16 protein-coding genes are annotated in these 18638 nt (G+C 36.0%); all 16 read left to right on the top strand.

Translation table 11 applies throughout. The annotated features are described in order from the left end of the window. Positions 1-55: 55 nt before the first annotated feature. The 16 genes from BM121_RS04115 to BM121_RS04035 all read left to right on the top strand — a co-directional run bounded on the left by BM121_RS04115 (position 56) and on the right by BM121_RS04035 (position 18521). Positions 56-1231: an AGE family epimerase/isomerase gene (locus BM121_RS04115; protein WP_091481534.1), complete on the top strand. Its 1176-nt coding sequence runs from the start codon at positions 56-58 to the stop codon at positions 1229-1231. Next, positions 1228-2403: a glycoside hydrolase family 130 protein gene (locus BM121_RS04110; protein ID WP_091481532.1), complete on the top strand. Its 1176-nt coding sequence runs from the start codon at positions 1228-1230 to the stop codon at positions 2401-2403. The genes BM121_RS04115 and BM121_RS04110 overlap by 4 nt, the downstream gene beginning before the upstream one ends. A gap of 150 nt (positions 2404-2553) precedes the next feature. Next, complete coding sequence (locus tag BM121_RS04105) at positions 2554-3561, top strand: substrate-binding domain-containing protein (protein WP_091481529.1); 1008 nt, start codon at positions 2554-2556, stop codon at positions 3559-3561. A gap of 60 nt (positions 3562-3621) precedes the next feature. Beyond that, positions 3622-4398: a DUF624 domain-containing protein gene (locus tag BM121_RS04100; protein ID WP_091481526.1), complete on the top strand. Its 777-nt coding sequence runs from the start codon at positions 3622-3624 to the stop codon at positions 4396-4398. Between the two features lie 846 nt (positions 4399-5244). After that, complete coding sequence (locus BM121_RS04090; RefSeq protein ID WP_091481520.1) at positions 5245-6606, top strand: ABC transporter substrate-binding protein; 1362 nt, start codon at positions 5245-5247, stop codon at positions 6604-6606. A gap of 195 nt (positions 6607-6801) precedes the next feature. Continuing rightward, entirely contained in the window at positions 6802-7674 is an 873-nt protein-coding gene (locus tag BM121_RS04085; protein WP_091481518.1) for a carbohydrate ABC transporter permease, read from the top strand. A gap of 1 nt (position 7675) precedes the next feature. Continuing rightward, positions 7676-8506 (top strand): carbohydrate ABC transporter permease, encoded by an 831-nt coding sequence (locus tag BM121_RS04080; RefSeq protein WP_091481515.1) that lies wholly within the window; start codon positions 7676-7678, stop codon positions 8504-8506. An 11-nt stretch (positions 8507-8517) separates the two neighbouring features. Then, complete coding sequence (locus BM121_RS04075) at positions 8518-9447, top strand: glycoside hydrolase family 113 (protein WP_091481513.1); 930 nt, start codon at positions 8518-8520, stop codon at positions 9445-9447. Between the two features lie 78 nt (positions 9448-9525). Continuing rightward, complete coding sequence (locus BM121_RS04070) at positions 9526-11979, top strand: beta-mannosidase (protein WP_091481510.1); 2454 nt, start codon at positions 9526-9528, stop codon at positions 11977-11979. Positions 11980-11990: 11 nt separating this feature from the next. Next, on the top strand, positions 11991-12974 hold the full coding sequence (locus tag BM121_RS04065; protein ID WP_175495317.1) for a glycoside hydrolase family 113: 984 nt from the start codon (positions 11991-11993) through the stop codon (positions 12972-12974). Positions 12975-12985: 11 nt separating this feature from the next. Further along, complete coding sequence (locus BM121_RS04060) at positions 12986-13591, top strand: SGNH/GDSL hydrolase family protein (protein WP_091481508.1); 606 nt, start codon at positions 12986-12988, stop codon at positions 13589-13591. A 522-nt stretch (positions 13592-14113) separates the two neighbouring features. Then, positions 14114-15067, top strand: coding sequence for an acetylxylan esterase (locus BM121_RS04055; protein WP_091481505.1), 954 nt, complete (start codon positions 14114-14116; stop codon positions 15065-15067). Between the two features lie 20 nt (positions 15068-15087). Next, positions 15088-16431 carry a GH1 family beta-glucosidase gene (locus BM121_RS04050; protein ID WP_091481502.1) on the top strand — a complete coding sequence of 448 codons (1344 nt, stop codon included), beginning with the start codon at positions 15088-15090 and terminating at the stop codon, positions 16429-16431. Positions 16432-16552: 121 nt separating this feature from the next. After that, positions 16553-17449 (top strand): LysR family transcriptional regulator, encoded by an 897-nt coding sequence (locus BM121_RS04045; RefSeq protein WP_091481499.1) that lies wholly within the window; start codon positions 16553-16555, stop codon positions 17447-17449. A gap of 173 nt (positions 17450-17622) precedes the next feature. Then, entirely contained in the window at positions 17623-18138 is a 516-nt protein-coding gene (locus tag BM121_RS04040; RefSeq protein WP_091481496.1) for an acyl-CoA thioesterase, read from the top strand. A gap of 11 nt (positions 18139-18149) precedes the next feature. After that, positions 18150-18521, top strand: coding sequence for a hypothetical protein (locus BM121_RS04035; RefSeq protein WP_091481494.1), 372 nt, complete (start codon positions 18150-18152; stop codon positions 18519-18521). The last annotated feature ends 117 nt before the right edge of the window (positions 18522-18638 follow it).

The raw sequence follows: 18638 nt of genomic DNA, 5'->3' as shown, positions 1-18638 counted from the left end.
TTAATTATCATTAATTTATTAAGTTATCGATAAACATACTTAGGAGGTGCCATTTATGATAAAGCTTACAGAAGAAATCCAACAACATCTAGAGCAAAAAATCCTCCCGTTTTGGATGAAGTTGAAGGATGAGCAACATGGTGGTTTTTACGGAGAAGTTGATTACAATCTAAATATTCATAAGCGAGCTGATAAAGGAGGGATTGCAACTGCTAGATTCCTCTGGACTTTTTCAGCAGCATATCGGGTTACAGGAAAAGAAGAATACTTAGAACATGCACATCATCTTTACCAATTTCTTCGCGATAAACTATACGATCATAAACATCTAGGAATCTATTGGATAGTAAATTATCAAGGGCAACCGAGAGATACGAGAAAACACGTGTATGCCCAATCATTTGCGATTTATGCATTAAGTGAATATTATCGAGTAACTAAATCAGAGGAAGCATTACAATTAGCAAATGAAATATATCAATTAAATGAAGAGAAAGGCTACGATGAAGAAAACCGTGCTTATTGCGAAGAGTTTGATCAATCTTGGAATCCAATATCAAACGAAATGTTAAGTGAAAATGGGGTAGTTGCAGAAATCACGATGAACACACATATTCACGTGTTAGAAGCGTATACCAATTTATACAAAGCAAACCCAACTGATGAATTAAAACAACGATTAATAGATTTGTTAGAAGTGCATTATGAGAGGATTTATAATAAAGATACGAAATTCTTAGGAGTGTTTTTCGATAAGCAGTGGAACTCATTAGTTGATATGAAATCTTTCGGTCATGATATTGAAGCAAGCTGGCTAATGGATGAAACAATTAAAGTAATTGGGTTAGAAGACGAAAAACTTGATCAAATGGTGCTGGATATCGCTTATAATATCGCAGGATATGCGATGCAGGAAGATGGTTCTTTAATCAATGAACAGGTTGATGACCAATATGACAAAACTAGAATTTGGTGGGTCCAAGCAGAAGCGATGGTCGGCTATTTAAATGCTTTTCAACATACACAAGACCCAATTTTTAAACGGTTAATCGAAAATCTTTGGAATTATATTAAGGAACATATCGTGGACAAACGTGAAAACGGAGAATGGTATTGGTCAATCGAGCCTAATGGCAACCCAACCGAAAGAACAATTGGGGAACCGTGGAAGACCTCTTATCATAATAGTAGATTTTGTTTAGAATTTATCGAAAGGATGAATAAACAATGATCCATGAAAAGTACTATCAGCTATTAGAAGAACAAGAAAAATTAATTAATCGTAAAAATCCGGAAAACACATTATTTTATAATGGTGTTTATACGAAATATCAGTATCCAGTATTAACAAGGCATCATGTGCCACTTTATTGGCGTTTTGATTTGAATAAGGAAACGAATCCTTTCTTTATGGAGCGCTTAGGTGTGAATGCAACGTTTAATCCTGGTGCAATCTATCATGAAGGAAAGTATTACATGGTGGTTCGTTTGGAAGGATTGGATCGTAAATCGATTTTTGCTTTAGCAGTTAGTGATAATGGTGTGGATCAATTCAAATTTATTGATACTCCACTTGTATGGGAAGATATTGATCCAGACGAAACAAATATATATGATATGCGTTTAGTGAAGCATGAAGATGGTTGGATCTACGGAATTTATTGTTCAGAGAGTAAAGACCCACATGCAGATGAATTTGATACATCGAGTGCGGTGGCACAAGCAGGGTTGGTTCGGACTACTAATCTCAAAAACTGGGAACGTTTACCGAATATTAAGACACCATCACCACAACAACGTAATGTAGTATTACATCCTGAATTTGTTGATGGACAGTATGCCTTTTATACTCGACCTCAGGACGGATTTATTTCGACTGGTTCTGGTGGAGGAATTGCGTTCGGATTAACAAAGGATATTACGAATCCGATTATTGAGGATGAACAAGTTATACACGGCAAGAAATATCATACGATTTATGAAGTGAAAAACGGCCAAGGACCTGCGCCAATTAAGACAGATAAAGGTTGGATTCACATTGCGCATGGTGTCCGTAATACAGCTGCTGGTTTACGTTATGTTCTCTATACATTCGCAACAAGTTTAGAAGACCCTACGAAACTACTTGCTTTACCAGGTGGTCATTTTATTGCACCGTATGATGGAGAACGTACAGGTGATGTGTCTAACGTTATTTTCTGTAATGGTGTAGTCGTTAATGAACACGAAGAAGTTTTTGTTTATTATGCATCAAGTGATACGAGAATTCATGTAGCGAAAACAACGATAGATCAGTTAGTAGATTACACGTTTAATACGCCAGAAGATACGTATCGTTCATTAGAAAATGCACAACAACGCAAAGATTTAATCGAAAAGAATGAAGAATTGCTAAAAGGGTGACATCATTGTTCACCCCTTTCAATCGCTTGAAAAAACAGAGTAATGTAGTTTAGGGTAAAATAAACAAGAATTAAGTTAAATATTAAGTAATGTTTATTCGGAAATGTTATGATAGATATAATTGGGAAGTTACAGTATGGGGTGAACAAATTGAAGTCAAATGTCACGATGAAAGATATTGCGGAAAAGTTAAATGTTAGCAGTGTCACTGTTTCTAAAGCGCTCAACGACAAAGAGGGCGTCAGTGAAGAATTAAAAGAAAAAATAAAAGAATTAGCGGATACAATGGGATATCGCTATAATACGATGGCAAAATCAATGAAAGATGGCAAGTCATACAATGTTTGTGTTATCATTCCTGAACGATTTACTGGAATGACACAATCCTTTTATTTAAAAGTATATCAAGCGATTGCACAGATTTTAGAAGAACGTGGTTACTACGGAATTATTCATATTTTACCAAACGAAGACGAAGATCAACTAAAGCTACCGCGCATTTATCATGAACGAAGAGTGGATGGTTTTATTATGCTTGGACAACCGAGCAAAGAATATATTGAGTTAATGCAGAGTGTGGAAATGCCTTTAGTTTTCCTCGATTTTTATGATGAGAATGATAATGTAGATGCAGTAATTACGGATAACTTTTACGGTGCTTATGAAATAACGAATTCATTAATTCAACAGGGGCACAAAGAAATTGCATATGTCGGCAATTTATTTTCTACAAGTAGTATTCAGGATCGTTTTTTGGGATACTATAAATCATTATTAGAACATAAAATTCATTTAAAGCAAGAATATGTAATAAGTGATCGAGATGAGCGAGGGGCCTTTATTGAAATGGATTTACCTGAACATATGCCAACTGCTTTCGTTTGTAACTGTGACCAAGTAGCACATTTACTTATAGAAAGGTTAAATACAGAAGGATATAGAGTGCCAGAGGATTGCTCTGTGGTCGGATTTGATAATGATATCTATGCCACACTGACCCCGCCTCATCTGACAACGGTAGAAGTAGATATTGAGGAAATGGCAAAAAACACGGTTAAATTTATTTGCGATAAAATGGATAACCCGGAAGCGAAATTTGGTAGAGTGGCAGTAAAGGGTAAGATTATCTATCGCGACTCAGTAAAAGCAGTAAAGTGAGATTTCCATTACGGTCGGTTAGCGCCGTGATAAAATAAACAAAGCCAAGGTGAGATTACCTTGGTTTTATTTAGAAAAGACAGAAAATATAAAAAATGTTGTTTGCATAATACAAAAACTGCGAAGCTATTCTTATATGGATTTGCGTTCTTACTCAAGCAAAGGTCGCTTTCGCTGTTTTTACTTAGTGCGAATAAGGGCCGGACGGTTGTGCTTGTTTTTTCTGTTGAAATGAAAGAAAAGGGTGATTCCATTCAAAAAGTATTTCAGTTTTGTTATAAGCTTTTTTTAATCAGTTTTTATTATTGGTTGTACCTTCTAAAAGGGATAATTATTTACAGTTTTATACCGGCAACAGCATCATTGTTGAAAACGAGCGAACAATATTTAATCAAAGAAAACCAAGAGGATATCAGTGTATTATTTAGGGAAAATTACCAAGGATATCAGTCGTATCACTTTGCTTCGTTTGTAAGTGTGATGTTTGTTATTTTAAGTTACACTGTCTTATTTTTTGCCAACCGATCTGACCATTCGTTTAGTCTAGCTTTGGTCATTGTTATTATTTATTTTATGCTTTTGTTTGTTATTAATTATACTTTTGTATTGTATTACCTTACTAATGGTATAAAAGAATGGAGAAATCTGTTTGCGTTAGCTTTCGTTTCTTCGATAAAGTATCCATTAAGATCTTTATATATATTATTTATTATGGCTATATTATACTTTTTATTTACCTGGAATTTAGTTGCTTTTATTGCACTCGCTCCTTGTATATATGGCTGTGGGATCACCACCAGTTTTATCAAATTTTCGCCCCCGTTTTTAAAAAAATAATAGAGTGAAAAAATCCCTTGAGACTATTTCTCAAGGGATTTTTTCATGGGCAAAATTCGCTTATTTGGGTATTCTCTTCGAGGTGAGACTTAAGCATTTCGCTTCGGTAGAATCCTCCGCTAATTCCAGCTTTCTAATAATCAAAAGAATATAACCGTGAAAATAATGAATCAAAGAGTAAAAACAGAGATAACTGACAAATCTATCAAGAGTGAGCAAAGATTTGTCATAAAAACGGAGATAACTGACAAATCTATCAAGAGTGAGCAAAGATTTGTCATAAAAACGGAGATAACTGGCAAATCTATCAAGAGTGAGCAAAGATTTGTCATAAAAACGGAGATAACTGACAAATCTATCAAGAATAAGCAAAGATTTGTCGTTTAATCGAAGAAATACTACAAATCTATTAATTTCATAAGCTTTACCTTTCAATAATCAGGCATCACTACTAGCAGCAGAGGCGAGATAAGTAGACCAGCACTTGTCTGAGAGGCTGAGACCGTGCTATGTAAAATGCCAGAGCGTATCTAACCACTCATCAATATTTAGAATAAAAATAAGTCAATCAGGATTTGAAGACATTTATTAAAACGTTTACAAGTAATTAGTGATTACTTAATAACTTTAACGATAAATTAAGTTATTTTGTCTATTATTATATAGAAACTAGGATTTTTCAAGGATTTTTATGAACTTTATAGTGTTTTAAGTTGAGTATAAAGTATAAAACACTTATAAAAATTTTAAGAAATAGTATTGACTAGCAAACGTTTTCAAGTTATCATTAAGTTATTGTTAACTTAACGTTAACTTAATAAAAGGAAAGGGAAGGGGTCAAAAAACATGAGTAAAAAGTTATTAGTGTTTTTTGCAAGTATGTTAATTGTTTTAGGTATCATTGCAGGATGCTCATCAGATAGTGAAGATACTAGCAATGACAATAGTGAGGACACAAGTTCAGATGCACCGCTTTATGAAAATTGGAAAGAGAAAGATCCAGAAGAAATTGAAGGTGACCTTACTATCATCACACACAGAACGGATATTGTAGATTCTGTCTATCAAGATTATAAAGAACAGTTTAATGAGAAATATCCAAATGTGAATGTCGAGTTTGAAGCACTAACAGATTACGGTGGAGAAATCATGCCACGTATGAACACTCAAGACTATGGTGATGTACAATACTTACCAATAGAAGTACCAATTGAAGATATCCCCAATTTCTTTGAGCCAATGGGTAAATTAGATGAAATGAAAGAGAACTACCTAGGTGTAGAAGAACGTGCGGTTGATAACACTGTTTATGGTATTCCAATTGCCGTAACCTACACAGGTATTATTTATAACAAAGCAGTATTTGAAGAAGCTGGTGTGGAAGGCATTCCAACTACTACAGAAGAGTTCATGGATGCCATGCAAAAGATTAAAGACAATACAGATGCTGTTCCACTTTATACAAATTATGCAGATGGTTGGCCGTTAACGCAATGGGAAGGTGCAGTAACGACAACTGCTGGAAGTGTTGATTACTACAATGTGGACATGCTGGATGATCCTACTCCATTTGATGAGGGGGATCCACACTATGAACATTATAAATTAATGTATGACCTTGCAGAACAAGGTTTGATTGAAGAAGATCCGCTAACAACAGATTGGGAATCATCTAAAGTTAGAATGAATAATGGTGAAATTGCAACAATGGTATTAGGTTCTTGGGCTCTTGAACAAGTTCAAGGTGCTGGTGAAAATGCGGATAATATTGCGATTATGCCGTATCCAACAGAAGCAGAATCAACTATCTTCTCATTAGGTGCTGACTTAAATATTTCTATCAATAAGCATAGTGAGAACAAAGAAGCGGCTTTTGCTTGGGTTGACTGGTTTATTCACGAATCAGGATACTCTGTCGAACAAGCTGGTGGTATTAGTGCATCTAAAGATGTTCCATTACCAGAAGCATTGGAAGCTGGTGAAGAACAAGGCTGGGAATTCTCAATGTTGACACCTTCTCCAGAGGGTAAAAAAGGCTTGTTAGATGAAATTGACAAAGAATCTGAAGTTGGTCTTTGGTTAGAGCCGCGAAAACAAATTCTAATCGAAGCAGCAATCGGTAACCGTGACGATTCATTCGATGATTTAATGAACAAATGGAATGAAGATTGGTCTGCTGCTTACGAAAAAGTAGCAAACGAAGAATAATGTGAAGTGTACACTATTCATCCAATAGTGGTGAATAGTGTTCCTTTTCACACTGAATCTATTTTTATTGCCATAAAGTAGGAAGTTTCTTTATGAATAATAGATTGATAGAGAGAAAAGTGAAAATTAAATGAAATATTGGAAGTAGATCTCTTCCAGTTTCATTTAGTTTTTACCAGGAGGTGCGACAATCAAATGTTTTCCAAATTTTCATATCGAACACAACGAATCATTATTATTGTAGCCTTTTTAATTGTGCCACTTACATTACTTGCTACATTCTCCTTTTTACCTGTTGCTAATATGTTTTGGTATAGTTTTACAGACTGGAACGGCTACAGTGAAAAAGAATTTGTAGGCTTGGAAAATTATATTACTATATTTACCGATCCAGAGTACTTCCGAGTATTTGGGGTCAGTTTGTACTATTTCTTTGCAACATTCCTACAAATGGGAATTGCATTATACTTTGCAACGATTTTAAGCTTTAAAGTTCGATACAAAAACTTTTTTAAAGGTGTTATTTTCTTTCCCTATCTACTTAATGGGGTAGCAATCGGTTTTATGTTTTTATTTTTCTTCCGACCAGATGGTGCATTGGACACAGTGATGCAAATGATTGGTCTTGGTGATTTTACGATGCATTGGCTCGGTAATCCGGATATTATCAACATTTCCTTAGCTGGTACATCGATTTGGCGATACATGGGCTTTAACTTCATTATTTTCTTAGGTGCAATCTCATCTATTTCTGGGGAAATCTATGAAGCTGCTGAAATTGATGGTGCGAACCGTTGGCAACAATTCCTTTATATTATTATGCCGAGTATCCGTATCATTATTTCTTTAAATCTCGTGTTAGCCATTAGTGGTGCGTTAAGTGCTTTTGAAATTCCATATATCATGACTGGTGGGGCAAATGGAAGTGCGACATTTGTTATTCAAACAGTAGACACAGCATTTAAATATGGAAAGATTGGTCTAGCATCAGCGATGGCAGTTATTCTCTTGTTTATCGTTATTATTGTTACGGTCCTACAAAAACGATTCTTTTCGGAGGAGGATTAAAATGAAAACGAAATATGCAGCAGGAAGCATTTTAAAGTATGGATCATTAATTTTAGGAGTAATGGTTGCTCTTTTGCCCATTCTAGTTGTATTTTTTGCCTCTTTTAAGACAGGTACAGAATATACAACAACAGGTCCACTAACCCCTCCGAGTGACTGGACTAATTTTGATAACTTTAAACGTGCCTTTGTGGAAGGGAACATGTTAAACGGTTTTAAAAATACCATCATTATATTGGTTATTTCCATCATTGGGACGACATTAATTGGTTCTATGGTTGCCTTTGTTTTGAATCGTTTCAAGTTTAGAGGCAGTAAATTAATTTTGGGTGCATTCTTACTTGCAACGTTAATACCTGGGGTAACAACACAAGTAGCAACCTTCCAAATCGTAAATTCACTTGGTTTATTTAATACGATGTGGGCGGCGATTGTGCTTTACTTAGGTACGGATATAATCGCCATCTATATTTTTCTGCAATTTATGAACTCGATCTCGGTTTCATTGGACGAATCAGCCATGTTGGATGGTGCATCGTATTTTACGATTTATACGAAAATTATTTTACCATTATTAAAACCAGCAATAGTTACGGTAATCATTGTAAGAGGTATTTTCGTTTATAACGATTTCTATACACCATTCTTATACATGCCGAAAACCGAGTTGCATGTTATTTCAACAGCACTGTTTAAATTCCAAGGGCCTTATGGATCAGAATGGGAAGTTATCTGTGCTGGGATCATGCTTGCCATTATTCCAACGTTTATTGGATTTATTTCCTTGCAAAAACATATTTATAATGGCTTAACATCAGGATCAGTAAAATAACGGAGGTAATTATGGAGTATATTAAGGGATTCACGTTTGGCTGGGGAGCTAAGCGTGGAGATTTCACCAAACCAGAAGCAAAAGAATCTTTACAATTAATGAAAGAAAGAACAGCAAGTAATTATGTTATTTTTGCTTTAGCTGCGACACAAGAAACAGCTTTTTCTACAGATGTTAGCTATCAAGGAGAACATATGGTAACGGATGACGAATTAAAAGAAATGATTGCTTATGCGCGAAGCTTAGATTTAAAGGTGATGATCAAACCTACTGTCAACCCTGCTGATGGGATTTGGCGCGCACATATCAATTTCTTTGATATTGACGTACCATGTGAACCGAAATGGAAAGATTGGTTTAAAAGTTATACAGATTATCAATTACACTATGCCAAAATAGCAGAAGAAACAGAGGCTGAAATGTTTATTGTTGGCTGCGAAATGGTGCAAACAGAACGTCGTGACAAAGAATGGCGTAAGTTAGTGAAAGATGTCCGTGAAGTATATACTGGTTTACTCACGTATAACACGGATAAATACCAGGAAGCGAATGTAGCTTGGTGGGATGAAGTAGACGTTATTTCTTCCAGTGGCTATTACCCCTTAGGGGACTGGGATAATCAATTAGATAGAATTGAAAAGATTATCAAACCTTTTAATAAAGCATTTTTCTTTGCGGAAGCTGGTTGTCCGAGCAGAACAGGTTCTGCACAGATTCCAAATGACTGGGGACTCGATGGAGCTATTAATCAAGAGGAACAAAAAGCATTCTATCAGGATATGTTTGAAAAAACAGCAAAGCGTGAATGGGTAAGAGGCTTTGGACTTTGGGATTGGAAAGCAATCCTATATCCAGAATCTAAAGCAGATCAAGACTCTGATTATGCCGTATTTGGAAAAACTGCGGAAAAGGTGATAAAAGATTTCTATCAATCAAGGTGAAACAAGGGAAGTCGTTCTGTCTGTTAACAGATAGTACGGCTTCTCCTATATAAGATTCTAACTAGGATGGGGTGTATTATGCTAAAGGTTAATTTTAACGACAGTTGGACAATGAAAGATTTACAGACAAAAAAAGAATTTGATGTCAAATTGCCTGCGTCTGTGATGAATGCTTTATTAGATGCGAAAGAAATAGATGACCCATTTTACCGGGATAATGAAGATCAGGCATTAGAAGTTGCAAAAAAAGATTATCTTTTCTATAAAACATTTGAAGTCGATCAGACATTACTGACACATGAAGAGATCACAATTACTTTCCATGGTATTGATACCATTTCGGAGATTTCATTAAATGGTCATAGGTTAGCGACAACAGAAAATATGCACCGTATCTACGAATGGAACGTGAAACCATTTTTAGTAGAAGGAGAAAATGTGATTCAGGTAATGTTATTCTCTCCACTAAAATACATTGAGGAAAAACAAGCAAATGATCGGTTAGCTGGCGTTCATCATGCAGTTGATGGTTATCAGCATGTACGTAAAGCACACAGTATGTATGGCTGGGATTGGGGTCCGAAAATCCCTGATTTAGGTTTATGGCGTGATGTTGAATTGAAAGCGTGGAATGACAATCGATTAGAAGATATTCATATCCGCCAAATTCATGAGAGCAATCAAGTACAGGTAATGGTGGATGTAACAGTAGAAAATGAAGTTGACAAAAATGAAACAACGATATTGTTGAAAGATCCGGATGGCCATACTGTCAGTCATGAGATTGTTCATCAACAACAAACAGAACAGGTTTTATTTGAGATTGAAAATCCGCAACGATGGTGGCCTGCCGGATATGGAGAACAGTCTCTTTATACGGTGGAAGTTTTACTCAAGAAAGATGGAGAACAAATCGATAGTCTGATTAAAAGAATCGGACTAAGAACTATTGAAGTGAAGCATGAAGCGGATGAGTGGGGAAAATCATTCGAATTTATTGTTAATGGTTATCCGATCTTTATGAAAGGTGCTAACTATATTCCTGAAGATAACCTGTTACCAAGAACGTCAAAAGAGCGAACGGAGCGCCTTATTCAAGATTCCGTTGCCGCCCATTTTAATATGATTCGTGTCTGGGGTGGTGGACACTACCCGGAAGATTACTTTTATGATTTGTGTGATCAATACGGTATTGTGGTTTGGCAAGATTTTATGTATGCGTGCAGTGTCTATCGTTTAACAGATCAGTTTGAACAAAATGTACGTCAAGAAGCAATCGATCAAATTAAACGGATTCGTTATCATGCTAGTCTTGGTATCTGGTGCGGAAATAATGAAGTAGAGGAAGCGATGGAGCATTGGGGATGGCCAAAGAAGGCTGATTGGCGCCGAGATTATATTAAATTGTTCGAAATTATATTACCTGAAATTGTTGCCGAATATGATCCGCAGACATTTTATTGGTCTTCATCACCATCATCAGGTGGGGGCTTTGATGCACCACGTGATCCTAATATTGGAGATGTTCATTATTGGGAAGTATGGCACGGTCAAAAACCATTTACCGACTATCGTAACTATTATTTCCGTTTTTGTTCTGAATTTGGTTTTCAGTCATTCCCATCGATGAAGACCATTGAAAGTTTTACTAAACCGGAAGATCGCAATATTTTTTCGCGGGTAATGGAGAAACACCAAAAAAATGATGATGCCAATGGTATGATCCTTTACTATCTCTCTGAGAACTTCCTTTATCCGAAAAACTTTGATGCACTACTTTATACTTCACAGCTGTTACAAGCGGAAGCGATTAAATATGGTGTTGAGCATTGGAGACGGAATTTAGGCAGATGTATGGGATCACTTTACTGGCAATTAAATGATTGCTGGCCGGTAGCTTCGTGGTCAAGTTTGGACTATTACGGTCGTTGGAAGGCACTACACTATTACACCAAAAAATTCTATGATCCTATCCTTTTATCTATAGAAGAGGGAGAAAAAGATGCCTCCATATATGTTACTAATGATCATTTAGAAGCAATTAATGGCCGGATTGAATGGAAATTGCGTGATAACCAGTCTAACATCATTCGGGAAGATCGATTGGATATCGATGTAGATGCTTTGTCAGCGAAATCCTGCCAGTATTTAGATTTTGCAGATCTAATTAATAATGAAACGAAGTACCAAACGTATTTAGAAGCGACTCTCTATATCGATGGGCAAGTCTATAGCAGTACGACGGTTATTTTTGCCAAAACAAAACATTTTGAATTTTTGAATCCACAATTGCGTGTCACAGTCGCTGAAAGTGACGAACAATTCTTAATAAGCGTAAGCGCGACTTCCTACACAAAATACGTGGAACTTCAATTAGAACAAGACGTCGTGTTATCAGACAATTTCTTTGATTTATCAGCGAATGAGCCAAAGATAGTAACAATAGATAAAAACAACCTAACACAGTCTCTTACAAAGGCTGATTTAGAAAAAACATTAAATATAAGAAGTGTTTATCATATTACACATTGAGGATGAGTAACATGCAGGAAATTTTCGTAAAAGGTATGACTTATGGCTGGAATACGGAAAGAGGGGCTTATCAAACAGAAGCAGCGGTTGATTCATTAAAAAAATTAAAAGATACAGGAAGTGAATGGATCGCCTTGTCGTTTTTCGCCTTACAAGATACCTATCACTCAACAGATATTCATTTTGATTATGGGCACACCATGACAGATCGTGACATTATTTTTGCTGTTAAACAGGCCAAATCATTAGGGTTAAAAGTTTGTTTAAAACCTGTTGTGAATTGTCGTGACGGGATATGGAGAGCACGCATTGGTTTTCCTGTGGAAGCAGAGAATGACTGGGAAAAATGGTTCGAGTCCTATACTAATTTCTTATTACACTATGCTGAATTAGCAGACGAGCTTGAATGTGAAATGTTCTGTATTGGATGTGAAATGATTAATACTGAATTTCAAGTGGATAGATGGCGACTTGTCATCGAACAGGTCCGTCGCCTATATCAAGGACCTATCATTTATAATGCGAATCACGGTAAAGAAGAAGGTGTGGAATGGTTTGACGCAGTTGATTTTATCGGTACAAGTGCTTATTATCCAGTAGCAAAAGCGCCAGGTGATTCGGTAGAAAATATGGTGAAAAAGTGGGAACAAATAAGTATTAAGTTAGAAAAGCTTTCTCAACAATACAACAAACAGATCATTTTCATGGAAATTGGCTGTCGAAGTGCAATAGGTTGTGCCACCATGCCTTGGGACTTTGAACATACACATTTACCTTTTAATGAGGATGAACAGGCAAATTTTTATGAGTCTGTGTTTCAAGTATTTTGGGATAAACCGTGGTTCGCGGGCTTCTTCTGGTGGGATTGGAAAACTGAATTGTATCCTATAGAAGAGGCCAAAAAAGATCTCGATTTTGATATCTACGGTAAAAAAGCGGAGCAGATTGTCAGACAATGGTACAATAAAGAAAAAACTCTCATTAGTAAACCATAAGGAGAATTGCGATGGATATAGGAAAGCGCATTGTTTTTATCGGCGACAGTATAACAGAATGGGGAAGGTACGAGGATCAAGAAGGAATAGGAACAGGTTATGTACGACTTCTTCATGATTATTTACGTGTAATAGCACCTGAGAAAAAACATGAAATTTTTAATCGGGGTGTTGGTGGTGACCGAATTATCAATTTGAAAGAACGTTGGGAACAAGATGTTATCGATCTGGCGCCTGACGTTGTTTCAGTATCAATTGGTATAAATGATGTTTGGCGTCAATTAGATCAGCCTGAAATAGAACAGGTTTCACCGGAAGCGTTTGAGGCAACCTATCGCCATTTGTTAGAGCAGGTAAAATCATGTCAATTAGTATTAATGGAACCAACAGTTATTGAAGAGGATGAAAATGCAAAAGGAAATCAACTTCTTAAGAAATATGTAGAGGTAGTTCAAAGTCTAGCTAATGAATACAAGGCAGTATTAGTACCTACACACGAGGCTTTCGTCCGTTATTTAGAAAAAAACAGTGGATATCCACTAACAACAGACGGTGTTCATATGAACAGTGCAGGAAACACACTGATGGCAAAGACATGGATAGAAGCGGTAGAATAACGTGACCGATAAGGGATAAGTAGTTCAGCTTTGGAGTACAAAACATACAAATGTACTCCAAAGGGGGAGTTTTTATATTATTTTTAATCTAAAATAACTAGAAATATTCAAAAGTCTTAAAAAAACGATTGCAATATTTAGCTAATTATATAATAATTAACTTACTTATATGATATAATGAAATCGGTATCCCTAAAATCAGACGGACGATTGGGTTATACATAACAAATCAAGAAATGGTTGTGGTTTGATACTGCCGGCGATATCTTTGGGTTTATAAAGTAATGTTGGTAAAAAAACGCCTTATAAATTTAACCTGATCGAATTGCTAAAGTGCAGCAATAAAAAGTAAGAGCAGACAATAGAAGCCATTTATTTGACCATTACTTATTTGTCAAAAAGGAAACCGGTTTCTCTATCGTTAATAGGTATTCGAAAGATTAAAAATATGAAAACAGTTACAGATGAGGAAATCCAAGAGGTCGGGGAAATTCTCGGTTAGAAAAAGGGGGGGACACACATATGCACGTAGATATGCCGCTCAAGAAGTTAGAAAACTATTATGGCACCAATCCGAAACCTGATGATTTTGATGATTATTGGAAACGAGCTTTAGAAGAATTAGAACATTATTCATTAGCATACGACTTAGAGGAAGCGGATATCACGCCTCATTTTGCAAACTGCTATCATTTATATTTTACAGGGGTTGGTGGAGCACGGGTTCACGCTAAATTGGTTAAGCCTAAAAATCCAACTGGTCAAGCAATCGCTATTTTTCACGGTTACTCAGTGGATAGTGGCGACTGGCTTGATAAACTTGCTTTTGCAGCTCAAGGAATCACGGTTATGGCATTAGATTGCCGGGGACAGGGTGGTTTATCAGAAGATTCACTCCAAACAAAAGGTCCAACATTAAAAGGGCATATTATTAGAGGGTTAGATGATAATCCTGATCTTCTGTATTATCGGCAAGTATTTCTTGATACCGTACAAACCGTTAGAATCTTACAATCGCTAGAAGATGTTGACGAAAACCGTATCGGTGTTTATGGACAATCACAAGGAGGGGCATTAGCCACTGCTTGTGCAGCACTAGAGCCAACAGTCACACATTTATATGCAGTTTATCCGTTTCTATCAGATTATGAAAGAGCATGGAATATGGATATCCAAAATAGTGCTTACGAAGAAATCGCCTATTTTTTCCGGTGCTTTGATCCGACACATCAGAGGCATCAAGAAATTTTTGCGAAATTAGGATATATTGATATTCAACATTTAACAGATCGGATTCAGGCATCGGTAGAATGGGTAACAGCAATGAGAGATCACATTTGCCCGCCATCTACACAGTTTGCAGCATATAACAAAATTCGTTCTGAAAAACAGATGACACTATACCATGAGTATGGGCATGAGCATTTGCCACATCATGCAGATAAAGCATTTCAACAATTTTTAACGAGATTATAGATATTTGGAGGGGTTTAGCAATGGCAATTATTCAATTTCCGAAAGATATGAAATGGGGAACTGCTACAGCATCTTATCAAATCGAAGGTGCTGCCAATGAAGGTGGTCGAGGCGTTTCGATTTGGGATACGTTTTCGAAAACACCTGGAAATGTCGTAAATGGGGATAACGGGGATGTTGCGTGTGATAGTTATCACCGTTATGAAGAAGATGTAGAATTGATGAAAGACCTTGGCATTGATGTATATCGTTTTTCCGTATCATGGACACGTATTTTCCCTAATGGTACAGGAGAAGTCAACCAAGAAGGATTAGACTATTATCACCGATTAGTTGATAAATTATTAGAAAACGGTATTGAACCAATGTGTACCTTGTATCACTGGGATTTACCACAAGCGTTGCAAGATAAAGGTGGTTGGCATAACAGAGAAACAATTGATGCATTTGTAGATTATGCGGAATTAATGTTCAAAGAGTTTTCGGGAAAAATCAAAAAATGGTTAACATTAAACGAACCATGGTGTATCTCCTTTTTATCAAACTATATTGGTGTTCATGCACCAGGTAACCAAGACCTTCAATTAGCAACGCAAATTTCACATCATTTACTTGTTACTCATGGTAAAACAGTACAAAAATTTCGTGAGCTTGCAGTGGATGGAGAAATTGGTTTTGCTCCGAATACGACATGGCTAGAGCCTTATAGTAATCGACAAGAAGACATTGATGCATGTAATCGTGAAATCGGCTGGTATATCGAATGGTTCATGGATCCGGTATTTAAAGGAACATATCCAGATTTTATGGTAGATTGGTTCAAGAAAAAGGGTGTGGAATTAGATATTCAGGATGGAGATATGGAAACTATTAATCAACCAGTAGATTTCCTCGGTATTAACTATTACACTGGACACATTGGCCGTTATAAAGAGAATGAAGGATTACTGGATTGGGAGATGGTTGAAATGAATTATGACCGGACAGATATCGGCTGGCCAATCTTCCCTGAAGGATTCTATCAAGTATTGACGCGTATCAAAGATAGCTACGGTGATATTCCCATTTATATTACGGAAAATGGTTCTTGTTATAATGATGAACCAGAAAATGGACGTGTAAAAGATTCAGGCCGTATTAATTATCTTGAGCAGCATTTAACAGCACTGAGTCGCGCAATCGAATCAGGTGTTAATATTAAAGGATATATTACATGGTCGTTAATGGATAACTTCGAGTGGGCAGAAGGTTATACGATGCGTTTCGGTATCGTACATGTCAACTACCGTACATTAGAACGTACGAAGAAAGATAGCTTTTACTGGTATAAGCAAACCATTGAAAATAATTGGTTTGAGAATTAAGAGGAAAAAGGGCTACCTTAGGGTAGTCCTTTTTTGTGTGAATGGGAAAGTATTAGAATTCCACACATTACATTACAAGATATGATACTATCTAATTAAAAAGATCAGAGGAGGATCCGGCTTGGATATCAAGCATCTACAATATTTTTTAGAAGTGAGTAAAACAGAAAATTTCACCCAAGCAGCAGAAAATTTATATATTACCCAGCCGGCACTTAGTCGAATTGTTAAAACATTAGAAGGTGATTTGGGTGTTGCTCTATTTCATCGATCAAGAAAGAAAATCACGCTCACAGATGCAGGGAAAGTACTACATAAGCATGCATCAAAAATAGCAGCTCAAATAACGGAATTGGAGCAGGAAATCGATCAGATACGCACCTTAAAAACTGGCCATATACGTATTGGTCTACCGACTGTTGTTAATTCCTTCTTTTTTTCTCAATTAATAGCTGATTTTCATCTACAGTATCCAGGAGTCACCTTTCATTTAGAAGAAAACGGATCAAAAGTAATTGAAGAAAAGGTTTTGGATGGGGAATTGGACTGTGGTGTGGTGGTGCTGAACAATCATCTATCAGCAGATTATTATACATTTGTGGAAGATAATTTAAATCTTGTTGTGTCTAATCAGCATTCATTAGCTAATGAAAATAAAAAACAAATACAAATACAAGATTTAAAAGATGAATCTTTTATTATGTTTAATCAGGATTTTGAATCAAGAAATATTATCATCCAAGCATGTAAGCAATCTGGATTTGAACCGAAGATTGTTTCTGAAACATCGCAAATCGATTTTTTGGAAGAAATGGTAGCAACGAATTTAGGTGTCACTCTTTTACCAGACAGTACAAGTCAATCATTCACAAAGCATATTAAAAGAATTCCAATCATAAATCCGACTATTTCCTGGAATCTCGCTTTTATTTGGAAAAAGGATACCTATCTATCACAAATTAATAAACAATTTATTACGTTTACTAAAGAGAAACTAATCAAGCATAAAGAAACCTGAACCTGTCCTTATTGGGCGGGTTATTTTTGTAAGAAGATTCAAAATATTAAAATCGTTTACATACATTTTTGTTATCTTAGGCATACTAGATCGGAATTGTACTTTACCCATGTTCTGGGATTATAATCTAGAAGTACGCGATGAAACGAGAGAAAAGTTACAGGGGTGACAATATGGAAACAAAGAAAATGCGAGAAACGCGCGTAGTACAAACTGATCAAGTGCTAATCAACGACTTAAATAATTATCATTCGCTTTTTGGTGGTGTGTTAATGAAAAAGATGGATGGATGTGCGACATTATCGGCAAGAAGGCATTCACGAATTAAAGAATGTGTCACAGCATCTACAGACTCTGTTCATTTTATTGCACCAGTTCGTCAATCGGATTCTGTTTGTATAGAGTCTTTTGTCACATATACAGGTACAAGTTCAATGGAAATTTTTTGTAAGGTAACAGCTGAAGATTTAGAGACAGGAGAAAGACGTTTCGCTGCGACTGCATTTTTTACGTTTGTGGCAATCGGACCGGACAAGAAACCAGTCCAAGTTCCAAAAGTAGAACCCGAATCTGATGAAGAACAATATCTATATGAAACAAGCAGTGAGCGTGTGAAAATTAGAGATATGAAAAGACAACAAAATAAAGAGGTCATTTCTAGGGTATCTTTAGATAAACCATGGGATTAAGGAGAGGGATTATGCTTATTTCAGCAAATAAAAAGAATTTACAAGATGTTCAATATGCCATTCAAGATTTGAAAGCAGAAGATCCGGCTCAATTTGTACAATTTAAAAATGTTATATCACTCACTCGCCAGTTACAATATAGTTTTCAATATTTAGGCTGTTTAATTATGGATGAAGATGCAAGTGAATTTTCTCCGGAAGTTCAGAATAGTTATGTGTTGTCCATTTATCAACAAGAAATAGATAAATTAAAAAAAGAGTATTGTCTAGATAAAGTACAACAACTGCTTGCGACTTACCAAGAGGTTAGCTATCATCATATTTGTAAATTAATATTAGGTAAAGAAATGGAAATGTTAATAGGGCCGATGGTTGTGAGATAGAGAAAAACAGTCAAATTTTTTGGTTTGGCTGTTTTTTATGTGTATATGGAAAAAGTCAAAATAATAGTAAAAAGAGTCAATATATTTACAAATAATTTAATGCTAGTATGAAATAAT

Source organism: Gracilibacillus orientalis (assembly GCF_900114645.1).
In the GTDB taxonomy this organism is placed as follows: Bacteria; Bacillota; Bacilli; order Bacillales; family Amphibacillaceae; genus Gracilibacillus; species Gracilibacillus orientalis.
Note: the sequence above shows the minus strand (reverse complement) of the source record. Positions and strands in the feature narration are given on the sequence as shown.